The sequence below is a fragment of the Kribbella pratensis genome, from assembly GCF_004365355.1.
Classification (GTDB): Bacteria; Actinomycetota; Actinomycetes; order Propionibacteriales; family Kribbellaceae; genus Kribbella.
Map to the genome: position 1 here is coordinate 1,448,685 of NZ_SODP01000001.1, position 26,740 is coordinate 1,475,424.

Here is a 26,740-nt window from a genome sequence, read left to right on the forward strand (position 1 = left end):
GCGCCATTCCTCTGCATTCCTGATGTCTCAATAATCAATAGCCTGGGCAAAATGAAGCGACGTCGGACAGCCACGGGGGGAGCCGTCCGACGCCGCATCAAGTCCCTGAATTTCACTGATGAACTTCAGAGCACGCGGGAGATTCTGACACGGATCACTCCAAGTTTTCCAGTCCCGGCCAAGATCACTTTTCGGTGTCGGTCCGGGGGTCCTGACGAGGGCCCTGATGCGGGTCCTCGTCCTGCGGTACGACGACCGTCGGGCGCTCGCCGATCGCGAGCCTCGACGGTGCGATGTAGGGGGCGGCGGCGGGCTGTGTCACGGACCGGTGGGCGTTCGCCAGCACCACCGCGAAGTACGGCAGGGCGATCGCTCCGACGACGAACAACCAGCGCCACGGCGACGGGGTCAGGACCGCCAGCACGAAGCAGACGATCCGGATCGACATCATCCAGGCGTAGCGCACGATCCGGCTGTCCAGATCCTCGGACCGGCCCGGCTGTGCACTCGTCACCGAAATGACGGTTTCGCCGGTCCGCTCACGGTGTCGCGACATCTATCCTCCTCAGCAAGAACAACGGTACGCCGCGCCGCCCGCCCCCGCGCAGCCAGGATGGAGAGGAATGTCGCATGACCGATCGCACCTACCGCGTCACGGAGATCGTTGGCACCTCCAAGGAGGGCATCAACCAGGCGATCACCAACGGCATCGCCCGGGCCGGCGAGACCCTGCGTCACCTCGACTGGTTCGAGGTGACCGAGATCCGCGGCCACGTCGTCGACAACCAGATCGACCACTACCAGGTCGGTATGAAGGTCGGCTTCCGCCTCGAAGACTCCTGATCTCCCCTTGATCTACCGCGGCCCGTCCCCGGTCGAGCGGGGACGGGCCGCGGCGTTGTAGCGTTCGTGCCGCTGACTTGTGTGCTGACGGGTGAGGAGGGCTTGTGGGTAGGTCTGTGTTGGTGACCGGCGGTAGCCGGGGGATCGGGCTGGCGATCGCCGCCGCGTTCAAGGAGGCCGGCGACCAGGTCGCGGTCACGTACAACACCAGCCCGCCGCCGGAGGGCTTCCTCGGCGTGAAGTGCGACATCACCGATCAGGAGCAGGTCGACGCCGCCTTCGACACGATCGCGGAGCAGCACGGTCCGGTCGAGGTGCTGGTCGCGAACGCCGGCATCACCCGCGACACCTTGTTGCTGCGGATGTCCGACGACGACTGGGACTCCGTGATCGAGACCAACCTCACCGGTTCGTTCCGGGTCGCACGCCGGGCGGCGAAGGGCATGCTGCGGCTGCGCAAGGGCCGCATCGTCTTCATCTCCTCGGTGGTCGGCCTGCTCGGCTCCCCGGGCCAGGTGAACTACGCGGCCAGCAAGTCCGGCCTGATCGGGATGGCCCGGTCGATCGCCCGTGAGCTCGGCAGCCGCGGCATCACCGCGAACGTGGTGGCTCCGGGCTTCGTCGAGACCGACATGACCGCGGTCCTGCCGGAGGAGACCCAGAAGCAGTACCTGAGCCAGATCCCGCTCGGCCGGTTCGGCCTGACCGAGGAGATCGCGAACGCGGTCCGCTGGCTCGCCTCCGAGGAGGCCGGCTACATCACCGGTGCGGTGATCCCGGTCGACGGCGGCATCGGCATGGGCAACTAACTCTTCATCTCTACTGGCTCTTCATCACTACTGGAAAGGGCATGCCGGTGGGCATCCTCGACGGCAAGCGGATCCTGGTCGCCGGAGTCACCCTCGACTCGTCGATCGGCTTCGCCACGGCCAAGGTGGCGCAGGAACAGGGCGCCACCGTGCTGATCTCGAACTTCGGCCGCGCGCTCAGCATCACCAAGCGGATCGCGAAACGCCTGCCGACCGAGCCGCCGGTACTGGAGCTCGACGTCACGAATCCCGAGCACCTGGCCGCGCTGCCGGATGCGGTCCGCGAGCATGTCGACGGCCTGGACGGGGTCGTGCACTCGATCGCGTACGGGAACCCGGAGACGATCCTCGGCGGGAAGTTCCTGGACGGTCCGTGGGAGGACGTCTCCCAGGCGGTGCACGTCTCGGCGTACAGCCTGAAGGCGCTTGCGGTCACCTGCGCGCCGTTGATGAGCCGTGGCGGCAGCGTCGTCGGGCTGACCTTCGACGCGACCGTCGCGTGGCCGGGGTACGACTGGATGGGCGTCGCGAAGGCCGCCCTCGAGTCGACCAGCCGGTACCTGGCCCGCGATCTCGGTGCCCAGGGCATCCGCTGCAACCTGGTCTCGGCCGGCCCGCTGAAGACGCTGGCCGCGAAGGCGATCCCGGGCTTCGAGAAGTTCGAGGAGCCGTGGCTGGACCGCGCCCCGCTCGGATGGGACCCGTCCGACCTCGAGCCGACCGGCCGCACGATCGTCGGTCTGCTCAGCGACTTCTTCCCGGCGACCACGGGCGAGATCGTCCACGTCGACGGCGGCTACCACGCGATGGGTGCGTGATAGGTGGCCACCTCGCTGGTTGAGCTCCGCGTCCTGGACGGCGCCAACCTCTACTTCAGTCGTGCCGCGGTCAAGCTGACGCTCGACGTCTCGTCGCTCGTGGATGCGCCCGCACCGGCGGCCAAGGCCTACGCGCAGGCGATCGGCCTCGGTGCCACCCGGCCCGGCCGGATCGGGTCGGGCTTCCGGCAGCGGTTCGCGATCCGCGTCGTCGGTCACGTCGTACGACGGATCGCGCGCGAGGCCGGGATCGGGCGGATCGGCGTCCGGGTCCGCCCGGAGAACGACGTACGCCGGTTGGTCGTCGCGTTCCCGTGGGCGCACGAGGCCCGGGCGCGGGCTCTCGGGGCCGCGATCGTCGAGGTACTGGACGCGTTCGGAGCCGACGACCTGAGCGAGCTGATCGCGGCCGTGGGCGAGCGGGTGCGGGACGAGCCGCCGGGCAACCCGCCGCCGACGCTGCGGCCCAAGGTCCCGGTGGTCGCGGTGACCGGGACGAACGGCAAGACCACGACGTCGCGGATGATCGCGCACATCGGTCGCGCCGCCGGCCTGCACGTCGGCTGGTCGAGCACCGACGGTGTGTACTTCGACGGCGAACTGATCAAGTACGGCGACTTCTCCGGCCCGAGCGGGGCGGCGCAGGTGCTGTCCCAGCCCGGGATCCAGCTCGCGGTGGTCGAGACCGCGCGCGGCGGGATCCTGCGCCGCGGGGTCGGCATCGCCTATAACGACGTCTCCGTCGTCACCAACGTCACCGCGGACCACCTCGGTCTGGGCGGGATCGACACCATCGACCAGCTGGCCGAGGTGAAGGCGGTCATCACCCAGATCACCCGGCCGCGCGGCTGGTGTGTGGTGAACGGCGACGACCCGCGGACGTTCGCGATGCGGCTCGGCTCGCCGGCCAAGTGCTGGGTGTTCTCGCGTGAAGCCGATTCGCCGTCGATCCGGACGGTCCTCGACGAGGGCGGCCGGGCGACGACGGTGCTCGACGGGTTCGTGACGGTGCTGGACCAGTCGCGTGATCCGGAGCCGTTGCTGAAGGTCGTCGATGTACCGATGACGCTGTCGGGGCTGTCGCACTACAACGTCGAGAACACGCTGGCCGCGGCGTCGGCGGCGCTGGGCCTCGGGTTGCCGCGGGCGGCGGTGATCGAAGGGCTCAGCACGTTCGCGCCGAACGAGAACAACCCCGGCCGGATGAACATGTACTCGCTGCGCGACTTCACCGTCGTCATCGACCTCGCGCACAACGAGGCCGGGCTCGAAGCGCTGATCGAGATCATGAACGGCGTCCGGCCGGAAGGCGGGCGGCTCATGCTGGCCCTCGGTTCGCCGGGGGACCGGGCCGACGACATGGTCGCGGCGCTCGGGGCGATGGGTGCGCGGGCGACCGACCGGGTGGCGATCGGTCACAAGAGCGACTACCTGCGCGGACGGCCGCCGGCGGAGCTCGAGGCGGTGTTCCGCGAGGGCGCGGCATCGGTCGGCGTGGACGACGTACCGGCGTATCCGACCGAGCTCGAGGCGGCGCAGGCACTGGTCGCGGAGGCGCGGCCGGGCGATGTGGTGGCAGTGATGTCTCTGCAGGATCGGGCGAGTCTTGACGCCTGGTTGCGGTCCGAGGGGGCTACTGTCGACACACCGGAGACCTTGAAGAGCAAGGTCGAGAGAGCCCAGCACTAAGCCCCGTCCGCCTCCTCAATGGGATGGATGGGGGTGGGAACGGGGTTTGTATGCGCTACCTGTGGTCGATTCCGGCCGCGGTGGTCGCCTGGTTCGTGGGCGGCTTCTCCGCGACGTACCTGAAAGGGCTGCCGGACGGTGCGACGTACTTCGTGCCGCCGCGGATCGATCTGGTGCTGCTCGGTGGATTCGCGGGCGGCGTGCTGGCCGGGTTGCTGATCGGTCGCGTGCGGGTCGCCGTGCCGGTGGTGCTGGTCGTTGCTGCGGGCACGTGGTGGCTGACCGGGAACTCGTTCTCCGACCGGGACATGCTGATCACGTTGCTGGTGGCAAGTGCTGTCGGCGCGCTGTTCGGTGCCCTGGGCACCAGAAGCTCGGTGGTCGCCGCGTTCGCGCTCGCGCTGCCGGTGGCCTGGTACGCGCAGCGCCCGGCTGAGCAGTTGGCGGACTGGCGATGGCTGTGGCAGTTGAACGGCCTGCTGGTCGGCGCCGGGCTCGCGCTGCTGCTGTACCTCGCCTGCTGGAAGCGCGGATGGCGCTCAGTGGGCTCGTGGATTCCGCTGGCCGGGTTCTACCTGGTGTGCAATGGCTTGGTCGAGGCCGTGCAGGTGGTTGCCCGCTCCCACGGCAAGCCGATGGACGCCGTCGGTGACGCGTCGACCGAGGCGTTCTTCCAGTCCTTCCAGCCATTGCTGCGCGAATACTGGCCGTGGATGGTGGTCGCCGTACTGCTCGCGATCCCGATGGTGGCGCTCAAGCTCCGCGCTCTCCCGCCACCACCGCCGCCTCCCGACCCGTACGCCGACCGGTCGAACGACGCCGTACTCTCCGACGACCTCGACTGGATCGACCAGCAGGAGGCTCCGCGTCGCCTCCTGCCGCGCCGCCAGCCGGTGAACTAGCTCCTACCGCGGGCTGGGGGCGACCTTCCCGGCCGCATCCAGCGGCGTGACCGCGGTGATCTGGGACTCGGTCGCGGTGACGACCACCGCGAAGAACCTGAAGCGGCTGCTGTTCGGCGTACCGATCGCATCGGTGTCGTAGGTCTTGCCGCCGGCGGTGATGCGCACCTTGCGCGCCTCCGCGGACACTGCGCCCATGACCATGGTCAGCGGCATGGGGGAGGACAGGTTCGGGATCACCGCCGGGACGGTCTTGTACTGCGAACGCTGGTCGGGCTGCCAGTTCTGGTCGAAGCAGCCTTGGGCGCCGCCGAAGCTCTTCGCCGGGCCTTCGTCGGTGATGACGAGACAGCCGTCGCTGTAGTACGAGGCGACCGCCCAGTGCTCGTTGGGGATGCTGCCGTCGGTGACGTAGAAGGCCGGTCCGTACTTGAGCGCGTCCGGCTGCGTCGTGAACGCCGGCTCGTCGGACCACGGCTCAGGCAGCCGGGTGTACGTGAAGTTGAGGCCCTGGGTCCGCTGCCCGGGCGTCGCGACGCCGGGCTCTGCCGACTTGATCGAGCCGATGACCGAGCCCGCCACGACGACGGCGATCGCTACGGCCGCCGCGCACACCGCGGCCGCCGTACGGCGATGCAGTTGGCGGGTCCTGATCCGCGCCCGGATCGGCGCCGCTGGGTCGGCGGGTTCGGGCCGGTCATCGGTGAGCAGCGCGAGCTTGGCTCCGAGATCGTCAGTCATCAGATCCCCCTTTCGGTGAGGTCGGCCAGTTGGTCCGGGCCGGCGAACGTGAGGTCGGCGCGGAGCGCTTCCAGCCCACGGCGCGTGTGCTGCTTCACGGCGCCGACCGAGCAGCCGAGGAGGTCGGCGACGGTGCGCTCGGACAGGTCCTCGGCGTACCGGAGGTAGACGGCGGCGCGCTGCCGTGGGCTGAGGCGTGCCATCGCCTGGTGGATGGCGAGGCGTTCGTCCACCTGGACCGTCGCCGGATCGACGACGGTCTCCGGTGGCGTCTCCGTGGGCCGCTCACCGAGCCAGCGGCGTCGGCGACCGGACAGGAAGGTGCTGGCGATGATCTTGCGCAGGTACGCCTCGGGGTTGCCGTCGCGCACCTTCCGCCAGTGGAACCAGAGCTTGGTGAACGCGTCCTGCGCCAGGTCCTCGGCCTTCTGATGGTCCAGGGTGAGTGCATAGGCGAGTCGTGCGGTCGCGGTCCACCGCGCCCGCACGAACTCGTCGAAGTCGTCCTCGGCTGTCATCCGCACACTCCTACAACGCGGTGAACAGCCTCGCAGGGTGACAGGTCAGGCGGTTTCCCGTTCGGGTTCCGCGGGCTCCTCGTCTGGGGGGACGAAGTCGGGGTCGCCGCCCTCGTCGCCCGAGCGGGCGCCGGCCTGGGCGAGGTGGGAGACCGATTCGAGCTCGGCCAGGACCGACTGGTGCTGGTCCACGCAGAGCACGACAAGGTCGCCAGGGTTCGAGCGGCCGAGCGCATGCTTGACCGCGTCCAGCTCCTCGAGCACGGTGTCGACCTGGCGGCAGCGGGCGCCGCGCTCCATCGCGGCACGGACTCCGGCCTCGATCAGGGCCGCCGACTCGCCGCGCTTGCGTCCGCGCAGCCGAGCGTCTTCACGGACGACGACCACGTCGAAGTGCTGCGCCGCGACCTCGCCCAGTTCGCGGATGTCGTCGTCGCGGCGGTCGCCCGCGGTCGCGATCACGCCGATCCGGGACGGCCGCCCGAGCTCGGACGACGCGGTCAGGCTCTCGCCGAGACGATCGACGAAATCGCCGAGCATCCGCATCGCCGGCGCGTTGTGGCAGTAGTCGACGATCACGGTCCGCCCGTCCACGTCGATCTCGTTCAACCGCCCGGGCGACAGGTAGTACGACGTACTGAACGTCCGCAGACCCTGGCGGATGTCGTGCAGCGAAGCGCCCGCAGCGAACGCGGCCGCGGCGGCCGCCATCGCGTTCTGCACGTTCATCATCGCCCGCCCACCGAACGTTGCCGGCAGCAAGTGGGTCCAGGCGAGCTGCATCGACCGCCGGCCGTGCTTGACCACGATCATGTCGCCGAGGTCGGACCGCTCCAACACGACCGCGCGGCCACCACGACGGCAGTGTCCCTCGATGTAGTCGCGGACCTCGCTGCCCGGCTCGGCCATGCTGAACCACACGACCTGCCCCGAGCACTTCCGGCGCATCTTCCGCACCAGCGGATCGTCGGCGTTCAGTACGGCGTACCCGGTGCGCGGCACCGCCTCGACCAGGACCGCCTTCACGTCCGCGAGTTGCTCGAGCGTGTCGATGCCACGCAGGCCCAGGTGATCGGGCTGGATGTTCAGGACCACGGCCACGTCGTTGCGCTCGTACCCGAGGCCCTCGCGCAGGATGCCGCCGCGCGCCACCTCGAACACCGCGAAGTCGACCCGCGGGTTCTGCAGCACCATCCGCGCCGACTTCGGCCCGGACGCGTCCTGGCGGATCACCAGCCGCTCGTCGATCACGATGCCGTCGGTCGACGTCATGCCGACCTTGCGGCCGAGACCCTTGAAGACGTGGCTGATCATCCGCGCGGTCGTGGTCTTGCCGTTCGTACCGGTCACCGCGACGATCGGGATCCGGCTGGTCGCGCCCGGCGGGAACAGCATGTCCACCACCGGCTTCGCGATGTACTGCGGCTCGCCGATCGTCGGGTTCGTGTGCATCCGGAACCCGGGCGCCGCGTTCACCTCGCAGATCGCGCCGCCGGTCTCACGGACCGGCTGGGTGATGTCCGGGCAGATGAAGTCGATACCGGCGATGTCGAGCCCGATCATCCGGGCCGCCTCCTCGGCGATCTCGACGTTCTCCGGGTGCGCCTCCCAGGTCCGGTCGATCGAGATCCCGCCGGTGGACATGTTGCCGGTGAGCGTCAGCTTCACCATCACGTCCTCGGGCGGTGCGTCGTCCAGCTCGAAGCCCTGGTCGCGGACGAGTTGCCGCGCGGCGGCGTTGATCGTGATCCGGGTCAGGATCTTCTCGTGGCCGACACCGCGGCGCGGGTCGGCGTTGGTGATGTCGACCAGCTCGGCCACGGTGTGGATGCCGTCGCCGACCACGTGCGCGGGCACGCGTTCGGCGATCGCCTCCATCCGGCCGTTGATGATCAGGCAGCGGTAGTCCTTGCCGGTGACGAAGTTCTCCACGATCACGGAGCCGCGCCGGGACTGCTCGGCCGCGATCGGGAACGCCTCACGGACGGCGTCGGCGTCCTGCAGGTTCAGGCACACGCCGCGGCCGTGGTTGCCGTCGAGGGGTTTGCACACGACCGGGTAGCCGATCTTGTTCGCGACGCTGACCGCTTCCTCGACCGTGCGGACCGACTCCGACCGCGGCACCGGCAGACCGGCGGACGCGAGCAGGCGGGTGGTGAGGTCCTTGTCGCTGGCAACGTCGACCGCGATCGAGCCGGTCTCGGACGTCATCGTGGCCCGGATCCGCTTCGCGTGCACGCCCTGACCGAGCTGCACCAGGCTGGCCTTGTTCAACCGGATCCACGGGATGTCCCGGGAGACGGCCTCGTCCACGATCGCTTGCGTCGACGGGCCGAACGCGGTCCGCTCCGCCTGCTTGATGAACTTCTCCAGCTCGGTGGTGAAGTCGAACGTGGGATCCGGCTGGACCAGATTGTTCACGAACCGTACGGCGAGCTCGCCCGCCGCGAGTCCGACCGCTTCGTCGGCGTACGCGTAGGTGATGTTGTAGATGCCGGGGGAGCCCTTCACCTGCCGGGTCTTCCCGCGGCGCATGTCGTGGCCGGCCTCCTGCTGGAGCTGCAGCGCGACGTGTTCGGCGATGTGGCCGAGCCAGGTGCCTTCGTACAGGCGCTCGATGAACCCGCCGCGGCGGCCGCGCGAGCAGTGGTGCTGGTCGAGCCGGGGGAGGTCGGCCAGCAGTCGCTCGGTGAAGCCGGGGATGGTGTTCGACGGGAAGCTCTCCAGCGATCCGAGGTCGACGACGAGATGGATCGCGGGGTCGTAGCTCCAGATGTTCGGGCCGCGGTAGACGCGGGTCTCGATGATCTTCAGATCGGGGGAGGGGGCTGGGGAGGGGGCGACTGTACCGGTGGTCTCGGTCATGCGGGGCATCACACTTCTGGTTGCGTGCGGTCGGGGAGTTCGGGTTCGGCGCCGGCCGTGATCGGCTCGGTCGCCTCCGGTCTGGACTCCCCGGCTCCTACCGCTTTGGCGGACTTCTTGGTGGTACGGCGTCCCGCCCGCTTCTTGCGATCCGCGTAGTACTTGGGCGAGACGCCCTCGGCCGCGATCTCCTTGGCGAGCTTACGCAGGTCCGCTTCGGCTGCCTCCATCACGGCGAGCTCGGTCGCAGGCGGCTGCTTGCCGAACGACAGCAGGACCCGGTCCCGGAGGTCGAACGTCGCGGTCGCAGGCAGGACGTGCAGGACGACGCCGGACGCGAGCAGCGGCTCGGAACGGCCCGCGTAATGCCCGTTGGACGTGATCCGGCTGCCGTCGAAGATCGTCACCGCGCCACGGCCGACGACCTCCAGGTGCGAGCCGCGGAACACGGCCGCGGTGTCCTCGTCGACGCCGATCCCGAGCAGGCCGGGGGACTGCGCGACGAGCGACAGCAGCCGGCCGTAACGGTTCCGCTGGGCGAAGTGCTGGTCGACGATCGCGCCCTGGACCAGGCCGAGACCGCCGGCGAGCTGGCTCATCCGCTGCCGCGGAGTGGCGCCGGAGCGGCCGAACGCGATCATGTGCTCGGCCAGGATGCTCGCGCCGGCCGACGTACCACCGACGGCTGCGCCGCGCGCGTGGGCGGCGGTGACGGCGCGGCCGAACGCAGTACCGGTGACGACACCCGCGAGCTTGAGCTGGTTGCCGCCGGTCATGAACACACCGGTCGCGTCGTTCAGCGGGGCGATGAACGCCGGGTCGTCGGCGTCCTCCCGGTTCTCCGGGCGGACGCCGACCACACTCTCGGCCCCGAGCGCGGCGAACAGGGCCCGGTAGACGTCGATGACATCGGGCCCGAGCGCGGAGGCGGTGGGCACCACCACGATCCGCGCCTTGGGCCCGCCCGCCGCCTCCACGAACTCCTGCAGCACCGTCCGCTTCTTCAGCTTGTCCTCGGCGCCACCGATCGCAAACAGGGCTCCAGGCCCACCCGGCAGTTCAGACATACGCGAAGAATAGGTGCTGACCCCCTCAGTGACCGAACGTGAACCAGTTGAGGTTGACGTAGTCGGCGGGTTGGCCGCTGGTGAAGGTGATGTAGACGGTATGGACGGCGGTGACCGACGACATGTTGGCGGGGATGGTCCGCCAGGACTGCCAGCCGCCGGTGTTGCCGACCGCGAAGCTGCCGATCGGGGCGTTGGATCGGTTGTCGAGGCGTACTTCGACCAGTCCGCTGACCCCTCCTCCGGCGCCTGACGCCACACGTGCCACGAACTGCGTCGCCGCCGTGCTGCCGAAGTCGATGCCGTTGTACTGCGCCCAGTCGCCGTTCCCGATCTGCATCAGGTTCTGGCCGCCGCCGGTGTCCGTGGTCGTCTCCAGGCCCATCCCGGACTGCGCCGCGTACGACTCCGCCTGCAACGTGCCGTACGCCGACGAGCCGCCCGGCGGGGGAGTCGTCGGAGGCGGAGTGGTGCCGCCGCCCTTCGTCGACACCGCGACGTAGTCGACCGTCATCGGGCGATCCGGCACGGTCGACGCGCGCGGCGTCGGGCCGTTGAGCGCATCCGGGAACGCGCCACCGATCGCCAGGTTGAGCAGGACGAAGTACCCGGCATGCGACGTCATGTTCGACCAGGTGTCAGCCGGCAACTGCCCCTGGCTGACCGAATGGAACTGCTGCCCGTCGACGTACCAGCGCAACTGGTTCGGCGACACCGACGTGTCCCACTCGAACCGGTAGGTGTGGAACGCGGACTGGCAGCTCGACCCCGGGCACGCGCGGTTCGCGCCGATCCCGGTGGTCTCGTTGCACGGGCCGCCCGGGCTCACGCCGCAGTGCAGCACGCCCCAGACCGAGTTGATCCCGTTGACGTTCTCCATGATGTCGAACTCGCCGATGCCCGGCCAGTTCCAGTAGTTCCCGCGGTACGGCGCACCGAGCGCCCAGAACGCGGGCCAGTACCCGAGCGCCGCGTCACCGGTCACGTTCGGCATCTGGATCCGGCTCTCGATCGCCAGCACACCGCCCGACGGCGGCTTGAAGTCGCTCCGCTGACTCTCGATCCGCGCCGAGGTCCAGTTGCCGGCTCCGTCCCGGCGCGGCGTGATCCGCAGGTTCCCGGTGCCGTCGAGCGACACGTTGTCCGGACTGTTCGTGTAGTTCTGGATCTCGCCGGTACCCCAGTTCCCGGGGCCGCCCGGGTAACCGTGCCCGGTGTCGATGATCCAGTTGGAGCCGGACGGCAGAGAGCCGCTCGACCCGTTGAAGTCGTCACTCCACACCGTCGTCCAGCCGTCCGTAGGCGGCGGGACACTCGCCTGCGCGAGCGGTACGACGGCCAGCAGAGGCGCCAGCAGCGCAAGTACAAAGGGGCGGGTACGCATGAACCTATGGGAGCGCTCTCATCGCACACTGTCAACAGTTCGTCACAGCTGCGTTCGATAGACCGTCGTACTGCGGCGGACCCGCATGCCGAGGCGTTCGTACATCGCCAGCGCGCCGGTACCGGAATGCGTCCAGAGTATGCAGGTACTGCGACCGCGGGCGAGGAACTCGGCACACGTCCGGTCGAGCATCGCGCGGGCGACGCCCTTCCTCCGCTGGTCGTCCCGGACGGCGAGCTGCTCGACGTACCCCTCGTCGGCGTCGAGCGCGATCACCGCACCGACCACCTCGTCTCCGGCGTACGCGAGCGTCGACACGTCCGGGAGGAACGTCGACCGCCCGACTGTGAGCTCGCTCCACTCCTCGAAGCCCTTGCGCCGCGGCTGGAACGCCGCGAACGCCGCCTCGATCAGCTCGTACACCTCCTGCGCGCGGGACGCGTCGTACCCGGACAGCCGGATGCCTTCGGGGACAGCCAACGGGTGCGGACTGATTGGTCGCTCCAACAACCAGTTCGTCGCCAGGACGTCGCAGCCGCGGGACCGCAGTAGCTCGGTCCCGGCGAGATCGGCATCGTCGACGATCTGCGCGAACCACTCGCTGCCGCGCGCCCGCGAACCTGCCTCCGCCCAGTCGAGCAGCCGCGTCCCGATCCCGAGCCCGCGGTACGACGGGTGGACGTCGATCTGCGCGTGCTTGCCGTCGTGCAACCACGCCCACGCCGCCAGGTCGCCGTTCGGAGCGACGACGACCAGGGTGTCGCGCTCCAGCCGGATCAACGGCCGGCTCAGATTGGCGGCCACCTGATCCGGAATCACCTCGGCCTGCCCGTGCCACTCGCGCTCGTTGGCGGCGATCAGGCGGTAGATGGCGTCCGCGTCATCGAAGGTGGCCGGCCGGTCGGTGAAGTCCATGGCCCGATCCTGCCGCATCCCGGCCGGTCGGCCGCGACGTTTTGCAGCTTGTTGCGATCAGGCCGGGCTCTCGGCGTCGGCTACTTCCACCTCTTCGCGGGTGATGCCGAGCAGGTAGAGGATCGTGTCGAGGTAGGGGACGCTGAGGTGAGTGTCGGCAGCCGCACGAACCACCGGCTTTGCGTTGAACGCGACGCCGAGGCCGGCCGCGGCGAGCATGTCGAGGTCGTTCGCGCCGTCGCCGATGGCAACGGTCTGGGTGAGCGGAGTCCCGGAGCGGGCAGCGAACTCGCGCAGCGCGGCCGCCTTGCCGGCCCGGTCCACGATCTCGCCCACGACGCGGCCGGTGAGTACGCCGTCGACGATCTCGAGCTCGTTCGCCTTCGCGTAGTCGATACCCAGCTCGGCCGCGAGCTGGTCGGTGATCTGGCTGAACCCGCCGCTGACGATCGCGAACTGGTAGCCGAGGCGCTTCAACGTGCGGACCAAGGTCCGGGCGCCGGGCGCCAGCTCGATCGCGGCGTACACCTCGTCGAGCGCGGTGGCCGGCAGGCCTTCGAGTGCCGCGACGCGATGCCGGAGCGATTCCTCGAAGTCCAGCTCGCCGCGCATCGCCTTCTCGGTGACGGCGGCGACCTCCTCCAGCCGGCCGGCGTGCTCGGCGAGCATCTCGATGACCTCGCCCTGGATGAGCGTCGAATCGACGTCCATCACGATCAGCCGCTTGGCCCGCCGGTACAGGCCGCCGTCCTGGACCGCGACGTCGAGCCCTTGCCGGACGCCTTCGAGCGCGAGGACCGTCCGCAGCCGCTCCGGATCGGCGCCCGAGACCGCGATCTCCATCGCGGTGACCGGATACCGCGCCATCCGGCTGATCCGGTCGATGTTCGCGCCGGTGTCGGCGATCCGGCCCGCGATCGCGGCCAGCCCGGCGGCCGACAGCGGCCGGCCGATCACGGTGACCTGGCTGCGGCCCTTGCGCCGCGGCTCGTTGTCGCCGACACCCTTCTTCACCGAGATGTCGACGTCGAGCGCGGTGGCGAGCGCCTTCAGTTCGTCCTTCAGGTCCTTGTGGTCACGCGGCGCGGACAGCAGTACACCGAGCACGAGGCGCCCCCGCAGGACGACCTGCTCGGCGTCGATGACCTCGAGCCCGCGCGACGCGATCGTAGAGAGAACCGCGGAGGTCAGGCCGGGCCGGTCGGTCCCCGTCAACGTCACCAGCAGGGTCGGCCGCTCGGCCGCTGCAGTCTCGAGTTCAAGCTCAGTGGGATCAGTCATCGCACCCCGAACGCTACATAAATGAGATGACCGTCCAATGGCCGGTCCAGATCTCAAGCATGAACCGGCGGCGCGCACGCCGCGACCAAAGCCCGGCGGGCCGCGGCGGCCAGGTCGAGAAGCGCCCGCCGGCGGGCGTCGGCCTCGGCCCCGGTGACCGCCGAACCGTCGTCCGCGAGCGCAGCGTCCGCGATCGCCAGACAGCGGCGCGCGGTCGCGGCGGTCTTCACCGCGCGTGGTTCGTAGCCGGGAGCAAGATCGTCGCCGCGACCGCGACCGATCTTCCGGATGTCGATCAGCGCGTCCGCGACCTCCGGATTCCAGCGCGCGACGTCCAGCGCGGCCAACGATTCGGCCGCGTCGATCAGCGCCAGCCGCAGACCGCGGTCCGCCTCACCGAAGTCAGCCGGCGCCGGGCTCGCCGCCGGCAGCACGGACCATTGCACGGCCGGTCCGACGTACGACGGAACCAGCCCGAGCTCGGGCCCGGTGAGGACGACGGCCTCGCCGGTCTCCAAGGCGGCCTCGTTGAACGACGGCGGTCCGGCCAGACCGATCGGGTCACCCGGGACAGGCAGCGCGAGGTGCGCCTGCGTCGTACCCGCGGCACGCAGCAGGTTGAGCGCGACCGGCAAGGTGGCAGGCTCGGGGTGTCCGGCCAGTCCGGAGACGTGGTGACCGACGTCGTCACCGAGGATCTTCGACGCGGCGGTATCGGGGTCGCAGGCGCCGGTCAGCATCGCGTTCGTCCACACGGTGAACCGTACCGAGGCGGAGGTCGTCAGCACGCCCGCAAGTCTCTCACCACCCGACCACACGCCATCCACGGCGACCCCTTAGGTTTTGAGCATGACTGCAGTGGTGGAGCTGGCCGGGGTGACGATCGTCCGTGGTGGCGCGCGGCTGCTGGACGGGATCGACTGGACCATCGACGAGGCCGACCGCTGGGTGGTGATCGGGCCCAACGGCGCCGGCAAGACCACGCTGCTGCAGATCCTGGCCGCACAGCTTCACCCGACGATCGGTGTCGCCGGGCTGCTCGGTGAAGTGCTCGGCGCCGTCGACGTGTTCGAGCTGCGGCCGCGGATCGGACTCACCAGTGCCGCATTGGCCGACCGGTTGCCCAAGAGCGAACGCGTCTCCGACGTAGTCGTCTCCGCGTCGTACGCCGTGCTCGGCCGATGGATCGAGCAGTACGACGACCTGGACCACCAGCGCGCCGACGCCCTGCTGGCCGAGCTCGGGATCGCGCACCTCGCCGACCGGACCTTCGGGACGCTGTCCGAGGGGGAGCGGAAGCGGGTGCAGATCGCCCGCGCGCTGATGACCGACCCCGAACTGATGCTGATGGACGAGCCGGCGGCCGGCCTCGACCTTACGGGTCGCGAACAGCTTGTCCGCTCGCTCAGCTCGATCGCGACCGCTGTCGGCGCTCCCGCGATGGTCCTCGTCACCCACCACGTCGAGGAGATCCCGCCCGGCTTCACCCACGCCCTTCTCCTCAAGCAGGGCCGGGTCGTGGCTGCCGGCCCGATGGACGAAGCCCTCACCGCCGAAACCCTCAGCGACACGTTCGACCTCGCCCTCACCCTCAAGCAGGAAGACGGCCGCTACACCGCCCGCGCCCTCTAACCCACCCACGCACCCACCCACGCCGTCCCGCCCACCGCCCCTCGCCGTCCGGCCCCCGCCCCTCGCCCTCCCGCCGACCGCCCCTCGCCCTCCCGCCCGTCGCTCTCCCGCCATCTCAGGGGTCAACCCCGGAATCGGTGGGATAGGCAGGCAGATTCTGGCGGCCGAACCCTGCAACTCAGGGGTTGACCCCTCAGACGTTCGGGGAACTGGGCGGAGGGGTGACGCGTCCAAACATCTGCTTGCGGGCCGAGACGTGGATAGGCTTGGGAAATGATGGATTGGCTGCGGGACAACGTGTGGGCGGCATGGCTGATGATCGCCGCCGTCCTCGGCCTGGCCGAGCTGGCCTCGCTCGACTTCACGCTGCTGATGCTGGCCGCCGGTGCGCTCACCGCCGCGGGGGTCGCGGCGTTCTTCCCGGGACTGCTCTGGCTGCAGATCGTCGTCGGGCTGATCACCGCGGCCGCGATGCTGGGGGCGATCCGCCCGATGATCGTCCGCAAGATCCATCACGGCACCGAGCTGAAGACCGGCACGGCGCACATCATCGGCCGGTCCGGGACAGTGGTGAAGGAGATCCACCCCGACGGCGGGGGCTCGATCCGGCTCGGCGGTGAGCTCTGGACCGCCCGGCCGTACGACGAGATCTCGACGATCGCCCCGGGGACGCGGGTCGAGGTGATGCACATCGACGGCGCGACCGCGGTCGTGTACCCGGTCGGCGAACCGTTGCACCACCAGCTGGACCTGCCCGAGCCGAGCCAGGACCCGAAGCCGTCGGACCCGCCCCAGAGCTGACCGGTTGAGTGGGCCCCTGCGCGCAGTAGTGTCGAAGGTGCAGGACGTGCAAATAGCTGCTCGATCAGGCATCCGACGCGCCGGGAACCGGTACGGCGCCTGCCCCGTCGATACGGAAGACTGTCCGTCCTGAGGGTCCGTTCGAGTGGAGGGTCAAAGTGACCGCGTTCCTCATAGTCCTGGCACTGGTCGCCTTATTGGTGATCGTGACCTTGGTGAAGTCCGTCCGGGTGGTGCAGCAGCAGACCGTCGGGATCGTCGAGCGGTTCGGCAAGTTCAAGACCGGTCTGCAGCCCGGCCTGAACCTGTTGACGCCGTTCGTCGACAAGGTCCGCTACACCATCGACATGCGCGAGCAGGTGGTCGCGTTCCCGCCGCAGGGCGTCATCACCGAGGACAACCTGATGGTGTCGATCGACTCCGTCATCTACTTCCAGGTCAACGACCCGGTCCGGGCGACGTACGAGATCTCGAACTACATCCAGGCCATCGAGCAGCTGACCATGACCACGCTGCGAAACATCATCGGTGGTATGGACCTGGAGCAGACGCTGACGTCTCGCGAGGAGATCAACGAGAAGCTCCGGTACGTGCTGGACGAGGCGACCGGCAAGTGGGGCATCCGGGTCAACCGGGTCGAGCTCCGCTCGATCGACCCGCCGCCCTCGATCCAGGACTCGATGGAGAAGCAGATGCGCGCGGACCGGGACAAGCGCGCCGCGATCCTCACCGCGGAAGGTATGCGGCAGTCGGCCGTTCTGTCCGCCGAGGGTCAGAAGCAGTCCGCGATCCTCACCGCCGAAGGTGACAAGCAGTCCCGCATCCTCCGCGCCGAGGCCGAGCGGCAGGCACGGATCCTGAAGGCGCAGGGTGAGGCGCAGGCCATCACCACGGTCTTCAACGCGATCCACGCCGGCAAGCCGGACCAGGGTCTGCTCGCGTACCAGTACCTGCAGATGCTGCCGTCGATCGCCCAGGGCGACGCGAACAAGCTGTGGATCGTGCCGAGCGAGATCGGCGACGCGCTCAAGGGTCTCGGCAGCGCGGTCGGCCAGGTGGCCGGCATCACCCAGAAGGCCGAGGGCGACTGGCACGCGCCGGAGCTGTCCAACGGCGAGGTGGCCGAGCTCGACTCGTCCGCTGCCGCGCCGGCAGCGGTGGCGGAGGCCGACAACGCGGTACGCGAGGCGATCGCGGCTGCCGAGTCCGCGGCCGTCAGCACCCGCAGCCAGGCTGCTGCGCCGGCCACGCCGTCGATCCCGCCGCCTGCTCCGTCCCCGGAGCCGCCGGCCGCGGAGCCGCCGCAGCGCTGACAGCTGTACGTCGTTCCACACGGGCCTCCCCGGTCATCCGGGGAGGCCCTTGTGCTGTCGATTGACTACCAGTCGATCGCATACTGTCTGCCCAATGTGCGGACTGGTGAGCGCGAGGCGCGATCGGGTGCGTAAAGTCAGGCAGCGATGACATGGTACGAAGCGGTGTTCGTCCTGGTGGCGGGGATGGGCGCGGGAACGATCAACGCCGTCGTGGGGTCGGGCACCTTGCTCACCTTCCCCGCGTTGCTTGCCGTCGGCATCCCGCCGGTGCTCGCGAACGTCAGCAATACCGTCGGTCTGGCACCGGGTACTGCAGCGGGCGCGATCGGCTACCGGCGTGAGCTCGAAGGCCAGCGCGGCCGCATGCTGCGGTTGATCCCGGCGTCGCTGGCCGGCGGCATCGTCGGGGGAGTGCTGCTGCTGACGCTGCCGGACTCCGCGTTCCACGCCGTCGTGCCGGTGCTGATCCTGCTCGGCTGTCTGCTGGTCGCGTTCCAGCCGTGGCTGTCGAAATGGATCAGCGCTCCGTCACACCTGCATCGCGGCGCCTGGTGGGTGATCCCGGCCGTCTTCGCCACCGGTGTGTACGGCGGGTACTTCGGCGCCGCGCAAGGCGTCCTGCTGATGGCGATCCTGGGCCTCGGCCTGGACTCGAACCTGCAGCGGATGAACGGCTTGAAGAACGTTCTGGCCACGGTCGTGAACAGCGTCGCGGCGATCTTGTTCATCGTCGTCCACGACATCGACTGGCTCGCGGCCGGCCTGATCGCGGTCGGCTCGACGATCGGCGGTTTCGTCGGCGCGCGCTACGGCCGCAAGCTACCGCCGATCGCACTCCGTGCCCTCATCGTCTGCATCGGCATCCTCGCCATCGTCACGCTGGTGTTCTGAGCTGCAGGCCGGCCAGGAGTAGATCCAGCCCGTAGTCGAACTGTTCGTCGCCGCCCGTCGTACGGGCCAGCTCCGGCGCGAGCTCGACGACCGACGGGAAGTCGCGCGCCGACAGCGACTCCATCGTGGCCCGCAACCGCCGCCACGCCTCGGGATCGCGCCGCTCTGCCGCCATCTGGATCTCCCACGATGTCGAGCCGAGCACATACGTGAACAACGTCGTATGTGTGCGGGCCGCCGTCTCCGCGTCGAACCCGGCGGCCCGCAGTACGCCGAGGAGCCCCTCGGCGACGCGCGCCGTTTCGTGGCCGCTCAACGGCCGCCCTGCGAGTAGTTGCGCAAGGCAAGGATGCTGGAGCATCAGCAGCCGCAACGACCGGCAGACCGTGCGCACCTGGTCCGGCCACGCCGCATCGCCGGGCACGGCGGGCAGCAGGCCCATCAGGTGGTCGCGGACGGCGTCGTACAGCTCGTCCTTGTTCCGGAAATAGGTGTAGAGCGCCATCGGGCCGACGCCGAGCTCGGCGGCCACGCCGCGCAGACTGAAAGCGTCCGTGCCGCGCGACTCCATCACCTCGAGTGCGGTCCGCACGATCAGTTCCGGGCTGAGCGTGTTCCGCGGTGTCCTGGCCATGTGACGCACCTCCCTCCGACGTTCATAACGTACAGTGTATAGTACGGTGTATGCGAGCCATTCAGATCACCGAGTTCGGTGGACCCGAGGTCCTCAAGATCAGCGATGTCGCGGAGCCGGTCCCCGGCGACGGACAGGTCCTGATCACGGTCGACCGGGCGGGTATCAACTACGCCGACACGCACCAGGTCGAGAACAGCTACCTGTCCAAGGCGGAGCTCCCGATGATCCCGGGCGGCGAGGTGGTCGGCCGTACTGCGGAGGGCCGTCGCGTCGTGGCCCTCACCGGCTCCGGTGGGTACGCCGAGAAGGCGCTGATCCACCCGATGCGGGCCTGGGACGTGCCGGAAGGTGTCACCGACGGCCAGGCGCTCGCGCTGATCGTCCAGGGTACGACCGCGTGGTACATGCTGAAGCACTCGTCGCACCTGCAGGCCGGTGAATCCGTCCTGGTCCACGCGGGCGCCGGCGGCGTCGGTCACCTGTCCATCCAGCTCGCGAAGCTGTGGGGCGCCGGCCGGGTGATCGCGACCGCATCGTCGGAGGAGAAGCGGCAGCAGACCCTCGAGCTCGGCGCCGACGCCGCAATCGACGGCACGCCGGAAGGTCTGAAGGATCGCATCCTCGACGCGAACGGTGGCAAGCCGGTCGACATCGTGCTGGAGATGGTCGGCGGGCCGACATTCGACGAATCGTTCGCCGCGCTGGCGCCGTTCGGCCGCCTGGTGACCTTCGGGGCGGCGGGCCGCGAGGCCGCCAAGCCGATCGAGCCCGCCCGGCTGATGAAGGGTTCGAAGACGGTCGCCGGCTTCTGGCTGGTCGACTGCCTCCGCGACCCGCAGCGCTTCGGCGCCGCGCTGACCGAGCTGTTCGAGTTGACCGCGAACGGCCGGCTGCGCCCGATCGTCGGCGGCGAGTATGCGCTGTCCGACGCCGCCACCGCTCACGAAGACATGCGTGCCCGCAAGACCGTGGGCAAGCTCCTGCTCGACCCCACTCGCTAGGAGATCAGATATGACAATTGCTGTTGAGAAGGTTCTGTACACCGCTCGCGCCACCGCGGACGGCGGCCGCGACGGCAAGGTATCGACCGACGACGGCAAGCTCGCCGTCACGGTCGCGCCGCCGGTCGAGATGGGTGGCAACGGCAACGGCACCAACCCGGAGCAGCTGTTCGCGGCCGGTTACGCGGCCTGCTTCCACAGCGCGCTGAAGCTGGTCGCGCGCAAGGCCCGTCAGGACTCCGACGGCTCGACCGTCACGGCCGAGGTGGGCATCGGGCCGATCAACGGCGGCGCCGGCTACGGCCTGCAGGTCGAGCTCGTGGTGAGTCTGCCGGGTGTCGAGCGCGCGGTCGCCGAGGAGCTCGTCGCCAAGGCGCACGAGGTCTGCCCGTACTCCAACGCCACCCGCGGCAACCTCAAGGTCGACCTCAAGGTCGCCTGAGGCTAGATCCGCGCGAGGGCCTCTTTCAGGAGGCCCTCGGTCGCGGACACCGGGGCCGCCGAGATGGTCAGGCCCTCCATGATCGCGACGTACTCGTCCACCTCCTCGAGCTTGTCGAGGTACAGCGCGCTCGCCGCGTGCTCGATGTAGACGATGTCCGGCAGGTCGCCCTCCGGGAACCGCAGCAGGCTGAACGCGCCGCCCGCACCGGCGTACCCGACGCTGCTGAACGGCATCACCTGCAGCGTGATGTTCGGCTGCTGCGACCACATGATCAGGTGCTCGATCTGCGCCCGCAGCACCTTCTCGCCGCCGACCGGCCGGTGCAGCACGGACTCGTCGATGACGACCCAGAGGCGGGCCGGGTTCGCGCGAGTGAGGATCTGCTGCCGGGTCACGCGAAGCTCGACCCGCTGGTCGACCTCCTGGTGCGGCAGGAACGTCGACTTGCCGAGCTGGACCATGGCCCGCGCGTACTCCTCGGTCTGCAGCAGGCCGGGGACGAACATCACCTCGTACGTCCGGATCAGCGCGGCGGCGACCTCGAGGCCGACGTAGTTGGTGAACCAGCTCGGCATCACATCGCCGTACCGCGACCACCAGCCGGGGTTGTTCGCGGCCCGGGCCAGCTCCATCAGCCGGAACCGCTCGTCCTCGTCGGCCATGCCGTACAGCTCGAGCAGGTCGCTGACATCGCGTTCCTTGAACCCGACCCGGCCGAGCTCCATCCGGCTGACCTTGGACTCCGAGGCCCGGATCTGCCAGCCCGCGTCGGCGCGACTGATCCCGGCGGCTTCACGCATCCGCCGCAGCTGCCCACCCAGCATGATCCGCAGAGCGGTCGGTCCACCTTCGCCGCCGCTCACCGACACCTGATCACTCACCCTGACCCACGCCCAGCCACGCACCCATTTCAGCCCGTGATGCTACCGCCTGTCCACGGGTATCGTCCGATCGGCGCTCCGCCGGGTGAAACGAGCGGCGTGTCGGGTCAAATGCTTGACGAGGAAGCGAGCGTCGCGGTCCACGCCCTGGATGGTGGCGGAGGCGATCGCGTACTGGAAATCGAGCCCGAGGAAGTACAGCCCGGGTACGTCGGAGGCTACGCCTCGCTCGTGCCGCGGCCGGCCGTCGTCGCCGAACACCGGCAGGTCGATCCAGCTGTGGTCCGGATCGGAACCGGTGCACCAGACCACATTCGTCACGTCGTCGAGTACGTCGCCGTCGGCCGTGACCGGCTTGCCGTCGCGGACGCCGTCGATCCGGCTCAGCCGTTCGATGCCGGCCGCATCGAGATGGTCGAGCTTGTTGCGGGTCAGTGGCAGACCGTTCTTCAGCGCGTTGGCGATCGCCTTGCGTCCCAGCGGCGTACGTCGGGTGAGGACGTACTTGAAGAGGAACATGACGACCGGCGTGAACACGTGGCCGACGGTCGAGTCGATGTCGACCGGCACCTGGCCGGGGTGCCTTCCGGCGAGCAGGGTGCGATGGGTCTTGACCACGTCCAGTGCGACGTCGGTGCCAGAGTTGGCCGCACCAACGATCAGCACGGTGCCGTCCCGCAGTTGTCCAGGATTGCGGTAGTCCAGCGAATGCAGCTGCCGGATCGACGGATCGAGTTCACCGGCGAAGGACGGCCACCGCGGCGTGCTGTGCATCCCGGCCGCCACCACGACCTGATCAGCCCGCCAGTCGCCGGCGTTCGTCTCCACCACGAACCCGTCGCCGTCCCGCGACAACCGCGTCACGCGAACGCCGGTCCGCACCGGCAGCTCGTGATGGACGGCGTACTGCTCGAGGTAGTCGGCCATCTCGTCGCGGTTCGGACAGTCCTTGGTGCCGATGCGCAAACCCGGCAGACTCGCGTACCGCGGCAGGCTGAACAGCCGCAACGAGTCGTACCGCCCGCGCCAGCAGTCACCCACGCGGTCGTTCCCGTCCAGCACGACGAAGTCCTCACCCCGTCGGCGCAGGTAGTACGCCATCGCAAGTCCAGCCTGTCCCGCCCCGACCACCACAACCCCGACCCTGTCCATAAGTTCACGGTAGGGCGGCCCAGCACGACGCACATCCACCTATCACGCCAACTCATCCCGGCGGCGAGTGGTCATTTCTACCCATATGGCTGATCTGTGCCCAGCTCTTCCGAGTCACCGCGTGGTTGTAGGCCCACGCCGTCGCGCCGGCTCGGCTGGAGACGTGCAGCTTGCTGAAGATGTTGCTGATGTGCCGAGCAACGGTCCGCTCGCTGAGGAAGAGCTGGTCGGCGATCGCGCGGTTGGTCGCACCGGTCGCGAGCCACCAGAGCACCTCTTTCTCCCGCGGAGTGAGACCTGTGCCGTCGAACGGATCGACCGGCTGTTCGGTCATCGTCAGGTCGCCGTCGGCGCCGAGGCGTTCGAAGACGGCTCGGGCGCCGTCCAGCTCCATCTGTTCCGCGTCGGTGTCTCCGAGCTGCCGGCAGGCGTCTGCGACCAGCAGCCGTGCGCGAGCGCCTTCGTACGGCATCTCGAGCCGCTGCCACAGCGTGCACGCCCGCCGCAACGGCGCGATCGCGCCCCGCGGATCATCGCAGGCGAGCCGCACCGCGCCCTCGGAGTACGCCGCCAACGCCTGCAGGTACGGCGATTCCGCCGGAGCGAGCTCGTTGAGCTCGGCGGCAGCCTTCCGCGCGGTCTCGCGGTCGGAGCATTCGATCGCCAGCTCGACCCGCGCCGCGAGCAGCATCGGGCGATTGGGTGAGAACAGGTCCTCCGCGAGCGCCCGCTCCAGCCCAGCGATTGCAACGTCGAACCTGCCCTGCGCGGCTCGCAGCCGGGCCAGACCAGGTTGCACGTCCATGCCGTCTCCGGACGCCAGTTGGTACGCGTGCTCGGCAGCCTCGAAGTTGCCGCGTTGGCGCTCCACCTCGGCCAGGCGGTACCACGCCGATCCGACCGTTCCCGCTGACAGCCGGCGGCATGCGTCCTCGGCTGCGTCGGCGGCCTCGGACCAGGCGCCGCGGAACTGGAGGATCTGGGCGCGGTGCACCAGGCAGGCGCCTCGGTAGGGGACGAGACCGGGCTGCGAGTCGCACCAGCCGGTGAGAGCGCGCGTCCACTCCTGGGCGCGGCGGATGTCGTACATGTTGAGGCAGAGGGCGATGACCGAGCAGTACGCCATCCCGGTGACCTCGGGACCGACCTGACCCCCAGTGACGTGGACCATCGCTTCGTCGAGCGCGATCAGCGCCTCGGCTCCGCGACCCAGCATGGCGAGGCAGTTCCCGCGGCCGAGCGCTGCCAGCACGATCGTGTCCGGCTCGGTCGCCCACTGCAGGTTCTGCTCGAACAAAGGCAGTGCACCGGCCGGATCGCCGGAGTTCATCTTCATCGCGGCCTCGGCCATCGCGACCCGCCCGGCAAGCTCGACGTTCCCCTCCGGCACGAGGCGTGTGATCCGTGCCTGCCAGCCGGCCGCGCGGGAGAGCTCACCGCGCTGTTGCAGGTGGAACCCGAGCCAGAACCCACTCCGGACCGCCGCATCGGCGTCGCCACGTGCGAGGTGTCCCTCGACTGCCCGCTCGCGGTACGCCGCCACTTCGTCGTCGTGACCGAGGACGAAAGCAGCGACCGCGAGCCGTTCGAGCTCAGCCGGTTGCAGGGCAGCACGCTGGTCCGCCGCCGTCAGTTCGGCGTACTCCGCGGGCCAGTCGTGCTGCTCCATCGTCCGACCCCTAGTGCTGCGCCAGATCCAGGACTGTTGCTGTCGGCAACTTCGCTAGCTCGGCGCCGTCAACCAGCAGCTTCGACCCACGGATCCCGCTGCCGATCACCACCTGCCCGGCATTCACCACCGCCTCGTCGACGAGCACCGGCCAGTCCGCCGGCAGTCCGATCGGCGTGATCCCGCCGTACTCCATGCTCGTCGTGCTGACCGCGTCGTGCTGGGCCGCGAACGAGATCTTCCGTACGCCGAGGTGCTTGCGGATCACGCCGTTCACGTCGGCCCGGTCCGTCGCCAGCACCAGGACCGCGGCGTACGACTCCTCGCCGCCCCGCTTGCCGAGCACGATCACGCAGTTCGCCGATGCCGCCATCGGCACGTCGTACTCCGCGCAGAACGCCGCGGTGTCGGCCAGGTCCGCGTCGATCGCCGCCGCGTACGCCGTGACGCCCTCGAGCCCGGCGCGAACCGGCGCGGCGAGCAACTCCGGCACCTCGGCCGCGGGCTGCCAGTCGAGCTTGCCCATCACTGGCGCGGTCACTTGGCCTCCGGCAGCTTGACGAGGTCGGCGTACTCCGCGTGTTCCTGCAGGAATTCCTGGTAGAACGGGCAGGCCGGCTTGACCCGGAGCCCGAGGGCCCGCGCGTCGTCGAGGGACTTCGTCGCGATCCGCCCGGCCACGCCGCGGCCGCGGAACTCGGGCAGCGTCTCGGCGTGCAGGAAGGCGATCACGCCCGGGTGCAGCTTGTAGTCGACGAAGCCCATCAGGGTGCCGTCGGCGTCGTGCGCCTCGTACCGACTCTTGTCCTTGGCGTCCACGACATCGATGTTTCTCTCCATGCGGCAACTCTAGCCACCTCGATCGCGCAGTGACCGACGGTTTGGATCACATCACTCCTGGGGTACCGGCGCAGGTGGTGTTCGAACCGCTTGGGCCCGGGAGGAGCAGGGATGAGCGAGCACGCATTGGAACAGGGAAGAGCGATGCCGAGTCTCGTGCCGGCCAGGATGGACCGGCTGCCGTGGACCCGGTTCCACTGGATGATCGTCGTCGGTCTGGGTGTCTCCTGGATCCTCGACGGCCTCGAGATCCAGCTGGTGTCACTGGTCGGGAACGTGCTGAAGGAGCCGGAGACCCTCCACCTCAGCACGTCGCAGGTCGGCCTGATGGCATCGGTCTATCTGGCCGGTGAGGTGGTCGGAGCGCTCGTCTTCGGCCGGTTGACCGACCGGCTCGGCCGGCGCAGCCTGTTCATCGTCACGCTACTCGTCTATCTGCTCGCTTCCGGTCTCGCCGGGCTTTCCTGGGACATCACCTCGCTGCTGATCTTCCGGTTCATCGCCGGTATGGGTATCGGCGGTGAGTACGCCGCGATCAACTCCGCGATCGACGAGCTGATCCCGTCGCGGTACCGCGGCCGCGTCGACATCGGCGTGAACGGCACCTACTGGGCCGGCGCGCTGATCGGCTCCGCGGTCGGCCTGGTGTTCCTGAACAAGGACATCATCCCGATCGAGTGGGGCTGGCGGCTGTGCTTCCTGATCGGCCCGGTGATGGGTCTGGTCATCATCTACCTGCGCCGCCACATCCCGGAGAGCCCGCGCTGGCTGATGACGCACGGCCGGGTCGAGGAGGCCGAGCGCACCGTCGACGACATCGAGGAGACGGTACGGCGGCAGGGCGGCGAACTGCGTGAGGTCGGCGACGACGAGGCGATCGAGCTGGTCGACTATCCGCCGGTGACGTACCGCGAGATCGCGCGGGTGATGCTGCGCGACTACCGCAGCCGCTCGTTCCTCGGGTTCTCGATGATGGTTACCCAGGCGTTCCTCTACAACGCGATCTTCTTCACCTACGCGCTGGTTCTGAAGTCGTACTTCGGCCTGAGCGACTCGAGTGTCGCGCTGTACTTCTTCCCGTTCGCGATCGGCAACCTGGCCGGCCCGCTGCTGCTCGGCCGTCTGTTCGACACGATCGGCCGGCGGAAGATGATCCTCGGCACCTACACGCTGTCGGCGGTCGTGCTGTTCGTCACCGCGCTGCTGTTCAACGCCGGCGTCCTGAACGCGGCCTCGCTGACCGGGCTGTGGTGCGTGGTGTTCTTCTTCGCCTCGGCCGGCGCGTCGTCGGCGTACCTGACGGTGAGTGAGATCTTCCCGATCGAACTCCGCGGCCAGGCGATCTCGTTCTTCTTCGCGATCTCGCAGCTGACCGGTGGTGTGATCGCGCCGTTCCTGTTCGCGTCGCTGATCGGTTCGGGCGACAACCCGGCGCGCGGGCCGCTGACGGTCGGTTACATCGTCGGCGCGGCCGTGATGCTGGCCGGCGGGATCATCGCCTGGGTGTTCGGTGTGGACGCGGAGGGCAGGTCGCTGGAGAACGTCGCCAAGCCGCTGTCGGCGGCCGGTGGAGCGACCCGGTTCCAGGGCGCGACGCCGCGGGCGCCGCGGATGGAGCGCCGCAACCCCGGACCCTAAGATGA

Annotated in this window: 27 protein-coding genes; 12 read left to right on the plus strand and 15 right to left on the minus strand. The window is 69.2% G+C overall.

Features of this window, described 5'->3' with window-relative positions; translation table 11 throughout:
* Positions 1-184 precede the first annotated feature (184 nt).
* On the minus strand, positions 185-556 hold the full coding sequence (locus EV653_RS06755; RefSeq protein ID WP_134098994.1) for a DUF3099 domain-containing protein: 372 nt from the start codon (positions 554-556) through the stop codon (positions 185-187).
* 74 nt (positions 557-630) lie between these two features.
* Here EV653_RS06755 and EV653_RS06760 point away from each other — a divergent pair, with 74 nt between their 5' ends.
* From EV653_RS06760 to EV653_RS06780, 5 genes are all read left to right on the plus strand, one after another.
* Positions 631-843 (plus strand): dodecin, encoded by a 213-nt coding sequence (locus EV653_RS06760; RefSeq protein ID WP_130450393.1) that lies wholly within the window; start codon positions 631-633, stop codon positions 841-843.
* A gap of 104 nt (positions 844-947) precedes the next feature.
* The gene (fabG, locus tag EV653_RS06765; RefSeq protein ID WP_130450391.1) at positions 948-1,652 is read left to right on the plus strand and encodes a 3-oxoacyl-[acyl-carrier-protein] reductase; all 705 of its coding nucleotides are present in this window, start codon (positions 948-950) and stop codon (positions 1,650-1,652) included.
* 47 nt (positions 1,653-1,699) lie between these two features.
* A complete protein-coding gene (fabI, locus tag EV653_RS06770) occupies positions 1,700-2,470 on the plus strand; it encodes an enoyl-ACP reductase FabI (RefSeq protein ID WP_238159795.1) in 771 nt (256 codons plus the stop codon).
* Between the two features lie 3 nt (positions 2,471-2,473).
* Complete coding sequence (locus EV653_RS06775) at positions 2,474-4,159, plus strand: Mur ligase family protein (protein ID WP_134098998.1); 1,686 nt, start codon at positions 2,474-2,476, stop codon at positions 4,157-4,159.
* Between the two features lie 50 nt (positions 4,160-4,209).
* Positions 4,210-5,061, plus strand: a complete 852-nt coding sequence (locus EV653_RS06780; RefSeq protein WP_134099000.1) for a hypothetical protein — start codon at positions 4,210-4,212, stop codon at positions 5,059-5,061.
* A gap of 3 nt (positions 5,062-5,064) precedes the next feature.
* Here EV653_RS06780 and EV653_RS06785 read toward each other — a convergent pair whose 3' ends face one another.
* Genes EV653_RS06785 through EV653_RS06820 form a run of 8 tightly spaced genes read right to left on the minus strand, consistent with a single transcriptional unit; the run spans position 5,065 to position 14,620 of the window.
* Positions 5,065-5,802 carry a hypothetical protein gene (locus EV653_RS06785; protein ID WP_134099002.1) on the minus strand — a complete coding sequence of 246 codons (738 nt, stop codon included), beginning with the start codon at positions 5,800-5,802 and terminating at the stop codon, positions 5,065-5,067.
* On the minus strand, positions 5,802-6,320 hold the full coding sequence (locus EV653_RS06790) for a SigE family RNA polymerase sigma factor (RefSeq protein WP_134099004.1): 519 nt from the start codon (positions 6,318-6,320) through the stop codon (positions 5,802-5,804). Before EV653_RS06790 ends, EV653_RS06785 begins: the two co-directional genes overlap by 1 nt.
* Positions 6,321-6,365: 45 nt before the next feature.
* Positions 6,366-9,185: a cyanophycin synthetase gene (gene cphA, locus EV653_RS06795; protein WP_134099006.1), complete on the minus strand. Its 2,820-nt coding sequence runs from the start codon at positions 9,183-9,185 to the stop codon at positions 6,366-6,368.
* A gap of 8 nt (positions 9,186-9,193) precedes the next feature.
* Positions 9,194-10,252 (minus strand): cyanophycinase, encoded by a 1,059-nt coding sequence (locus EV653_RS06800; protein WP_134099009.1) that lies wholly within the window; start codon positions 10,250-10,252, stop codon positions 9,194-9,196.
* A 25-nt stretch (positions 10,253-10,277) separates the two neighbouring features.
* Positions 10,278-11,636 (minus strand): glycoside hydrolase family 16 protein, encoded by a 1,359-nt coding sequence (locus tag EV653_RS06805; RefSeq protein ID WP_134099011.1) that lies wholly within the window; start codon positions 11,634-11,636, stop codon positions 10,278-10,280.
* A gap of 42 nt (positions 11,637-11,678) precedes the next feature.
* Positions 11,679-12,551, minus strand: a complete 873-nt coding sequence (locus EV653_RS06810) for a GNAT family N-acetyltransferase (protein ID WP_238159606.1) — start codon at positions 12,549-12,551, stop codon at positions 11,679-11,681.
* Positions 12,552-12,608: 57 nt separating this feature from the next.
* Entirely contained in the window at positions 12,609-13,832 is a 1,224-nt protein-coding gene (gene serB / locus EV653_RS06815; RefSeq protein ID WP_134099015.1) for a phosphoserine phosphatase SerB, read from the minus strand.
* A gap of 53 nt (positions 13,833-13,885) precedes the next feature.
* Positions 13,886-14,620: a hypothetical protein gene (locus EV653_RS06820; RefSeq protein WP_134099017.1), complete on the minus strand. Its 735-nt coding sequence runs from the start codon at positions 14,618-14,620 to the stop codon at positions 13,886-13,888.
* A gap of 61 nt (positions 14,621-14,681) precedes the next feature.
* Here EV653_RS06820 and EV653_RS06825 point away from each other — a divergent pair, with 61 nt between their 5' ends.
* From EV653_RS06825 to EV653_RS06840, 4 genes are all read left to right on the plus strand, one after another.
* Positions 14,682-15,464 carry an ABC transporter ATP-binding protein gene (locus EV653_RS06825; RefSeq protein WP_134099020.1) on the plus strand — a complete coding sequence of 261 codons (783 nt, stop codon included), beginning with the start codon at positions 14,682-14,684 and terminating at the stop codon, positions 15,462-15,464.
* A gap of 273 nt (positions 15,465-15,737) precedes the next feature.
* Entirely contained in the window at positions 15,738-16,265 is a 528-nt protein-coding gene (locus tag EV653_RS06830) for an NfeD family protein (protein WP_134099021.1), read from the plus strand.
* A 158-nt stretch (positions 16,266-16,423) separates the two neighbouring features.
* Positions 16,424-17,578, plus strand: a complete 1,155-nt coding sequence (locus EV653_RS06835; RefSeq protein WP_134099023.1) for an SPFH domain-containing protein — start codon at positions 16,424-16,426, stop codon at positions 17,576-17,578.
* Between the two features lie 147 nt (positions 17,579-17,725).
* The gene (locus EV653_RS06840) at positions 17,726-18,472 is read left to right on the plus strand and encodes a sulfite exporter TauE/SafE family protein (RefSeq protein ID WP_134099025.1); all 747 of its coding nucleotides are present in this window, start codon (positions 17,726-17,728) and stop codon (positions 18,470-18,472) included.
* On the opposite strand, the gene EV653_RS06845 is transcribed toward EV653_RS06840, so the two are convergent.
* Positions 18,456-19,106: a TetR/AcrR family transcriptional regulator gene (locus EV653_RS06845; protein ID WP_134099027.1), complete on the minus strand. Its 651-nt coding sequence runs from the start codon at positions 19,104-19,106 to the stop codon at positions 18,456-18,458. The two genes, EV653_RS06840 and EV653_RS06845, sit on opposite strands and share 17 nt — an antisense overlap.
* Before the next feature lie 50 nt (positions 19,107-19,156).
* Here EV653_RS06845 and EV653_RS06850 point away from each other — a divergent pair, with 50 nt between their 5' ends.
* Positions 19,157-20,110, plus strand: a complete 954-nt coding sequence (locus EV653_RS06850) for a quinone oxidoreductase family protein (protein WP_134099029.1) — start codon at positions 19,157-19,159, stop codon at positions 20,108-20,110.
* A 10-nt stretch (positions 20,111-20,120) separates the two neighbouring features.
* The gene (locus tag EV653_RS06855) at positions 20,121-20,552 is read left to right on the plus strand and encodes an organic hydroperoxide resistance protein (RefSeq protein WP_134099031.1); all 432 of its coding nucleotides are present in this window, start codon (positions 20,121-20,123) and stop codon (positions 20,550-20,552) included.
* Between the two features lie 2 nt (positions 20,553-20,554).
* On the opposite strand, the gene EV653_RS06860 is transcribed toward EV653_RS06855, so the two are convergent.
* The 5 genes from EV653_RS06860 to EV653_RS06880 form a co-directional block, all read right to left on the minus strand.
* A complete protein-coding gene (locus EV653_RS06860) occupies positions 20,555-21,379 on the minus strand; it encodes a helix-turn-helix domain-containing protein (RefSeq protein ID WP_134103981.1) in 825 nt (274 codons plus the stop codon).
* Positions 21,380-21,478: 99 nt separating this feature from the next.
* Positions 21,479-22,588 carry a flavin-containing monooxygenase gene (locus EV653_RS06865; protein ID WP_134099033.1) on the minus strand — a complete coding sequence of 370 codons (1,110 nt, stop codon included), beginning with the start codon at positions 22,586-22,588 and terminating at the stop codon, positions 21,479-21,481.
* Positions 22,589-22,640: 52 nt separating this feature from the next.
* Positions 22,641-24,257: a LuxR family transcriptional regulator gene (locus tag EV653_RS06870; RefSeq protein ID WP_134099035.1), complete on the minus strand. Its 1,617-nt coding sequence runs from the start codon at positions 24,255-24,257 to the stop codon at positions 22,641-22,643.
* 10 nt (positions 24,258-24,267) lie between these two features.
* Positions 24,268-24,798 carry a YbaK/EbsC family protein gene (locus tag EV653_RS06875; protein ID WP_134099037.1) on the minus strand — a complete coding sequence of 177 codons (531 nt, stop codon included), beginning with the start codon at positions 24,796-24,798 and terminating at the stop codon, positions 24,268-24,270.
* Positions 24,795-25,097, minus strand: coding sequence for a GNAT family N-acetyltransferase (locus tag EV653_RS06880; RefSeq protein WP_134099039.1), 303 nt, complete (start codon positions 25,095-25,097; stop codon positions 24,795-24,797). The genes EV653_RS06875 and EV653_RS06880 overlap by 4 nt, the downstream gene beginning before the upstream one ends.
* Positions 25,098-25,241: 144 nt before the next feature.
* On the opposite strand from EV653_RS06880, the gene EV653_RS06885 reads away from it, so the two are divergent.
* Positions 25,242-26,735 (plus strand): MFS transporter, encoded by a 1,494-nt coding sequence (locus tag EV653_RS06885; protein WP_370357368.1) that lies wholly within the window; start codon positions 25,242-25,244, stop codon positions 26,733-26,735.
* Positions 26,736-26,740 lie beyond the last annotated feature (5 nt).

What these genes read in the sequence shown, in the direction of transcription:
- EV653_RS06780 (WP_134099000.1), top strand. Translation starts at nt 4,210, where the DNA reads ATGCGCTACCTGTGGTCGATTCCGGCCGCGGTGGTCGCCTGGTTCGTG.
- EV653_RS06805 (WP_134099011.1), bottom strand. Translation starts at nt 11,636, where the DNA reads ATGCGTACCCGCCCCTTTGTACTTGCGCTGCTGGCGCCTCTGCTGGCC.
- cphA (WP_134099006.1), bottom strand. Translation starts at nt 9,185, where the DNA reads ATGACCGAGACCACCGGTACAGTCGCCCCCTCCCCAGCCCCCTCCCCC.
- EV653_RS06785 (WP_134099002.1), bottom strand. Translation starts at nt 5,802, where the DNA reads ATGACTGACGATCTCGGAGCCAAGCTCGCGCTGCTCACCGATGACCGG.
- EV653_RS06870 (WP_134099035.1), bottom strand. Translation starts at nt 24,257, where the DNA reads ATGGAGCAGCACGACTGGCCCGCGGAGTACGCCGAACTGACGGCGGCG.
- EV653_RS06755 (WP_134098994.1), bottom strand. Translation starts at nt 556, where the DNA reads ATGTCGCGACACCGTGAGCGGACCGGCGAAACCGTCATTTCGGTGACG.
- EV653_RS06855 (WP_134099031.1), top strand. Translation starts at nt 20,121, where the DNA reads ATGACAATTGCTGTTGAGAAGGTTCTGTACACCGCTCGCGCCACCGCG.
- serB (WP_134099015.1), bottom strand. Translation starts at nt 13,832, where the DNA reads ATGACTGATCCCACTGAGCTTGAACTCGAGACTGCAGCGGCCGAGCGG.
- EV653_RS06850 (WP_134099029.1), top strand. Translation starts at nt 19,157, where the DNA reads ATGCGAGCCATTCAGATCACCGAGTTCGGTGGACCCGAGGTCCTCAAG.
- EV653_RS06880 (WP_134099039.1), bottom strand. Translation starts at nt 25,097, where the DNA reads ATGGAGAGAAACATCGATGTCGTGGACGCCAAGGACAAGAGTCGGTAC.
- EV653_RS06760 (WP_130450393.1), top strand. Translation starts at nt 631, where the DNA reads ATGACCGATCGCACCTACCGCGTCACGGAGATCGTTGGCACCTCCAAG.
- EV653_RS06840 (WP_134099025.1), top strand. Translation starts at nt 17,726, where the DNA reads ATGACATGGTACGAAGCGGTGTTCGTCCTGGTGGCGGGGATGGGCGCG.
- EV653_RS06865 (WP_134099033.1), bottom strand. Translation starts at nt 22,588, where the DNA reads ATGGACAGGGTCGGGGTTGTGGTGGTCGGGGCGGGACAGGCTGGACTT.
- EV653_RS06800 (WP_134099009.1), bottom strand. Translation starts at nt 10,252, where the DNA reads ATGTCTGAACTGCCGGGTGGGCCTGGAGCCCTGTTTGCGATCGGTGGC.
- EV653_RS06825 (WP_134099020.1), top strand. Translation starts at nt 14,682, where the DNA reads ATGACTGCAGTGGTGGAGCTGGCCGGGGTGACGATCGTCCGTGGTGGC.
- EV653_RS06790 (WP_134099004.1), bottom strand. Translation starts at nt 6,320, where the DNA reads ATGACAGCCGAGGACGACTTCGACGAGTTCGTGCGGGCGCGGTGGACC.
- EV653_RS06845 (WP_134099027.1), bottom strand. Translation starts at nt 19,106, where the DNA reads ATGGCCAGGACACCGCGGAACACGCTCAGCCCGGAACTGATCGTGCGG.
- EV653_RS06885 (WP_370357368.1), top strand. Translation starts at nt 25,242, where the DNA reads ATGCCGAGTCTCGTGCCGGCCAGGATGGACCGGCTGCCGTGGACCCGG.
- EV653_RS06810 (WP_238159606.1), bottom strand. Translation starts at nt 12,551, where the DNA reads ATGGACTTCACCGACCGGCCGGCCACCTTCGATGACGCGGACGCCATC.
- EV653_RS06860 (WP_134103981.1), bottom strand. Translation starts at nt 21,379, where the DNA reads ATGCTGGGTGGGCAGCTGCGGCGGATGCGTGAAGCCGCCGGGATCAGT.
- EV653_RS06830 (WP_134099021.1), top strand. Translation starts at nt 15,738, where the DNA reads ATGATGGATTGGCTGCGGGACAACGTGTGGGCGGCATGGCTGATGATC.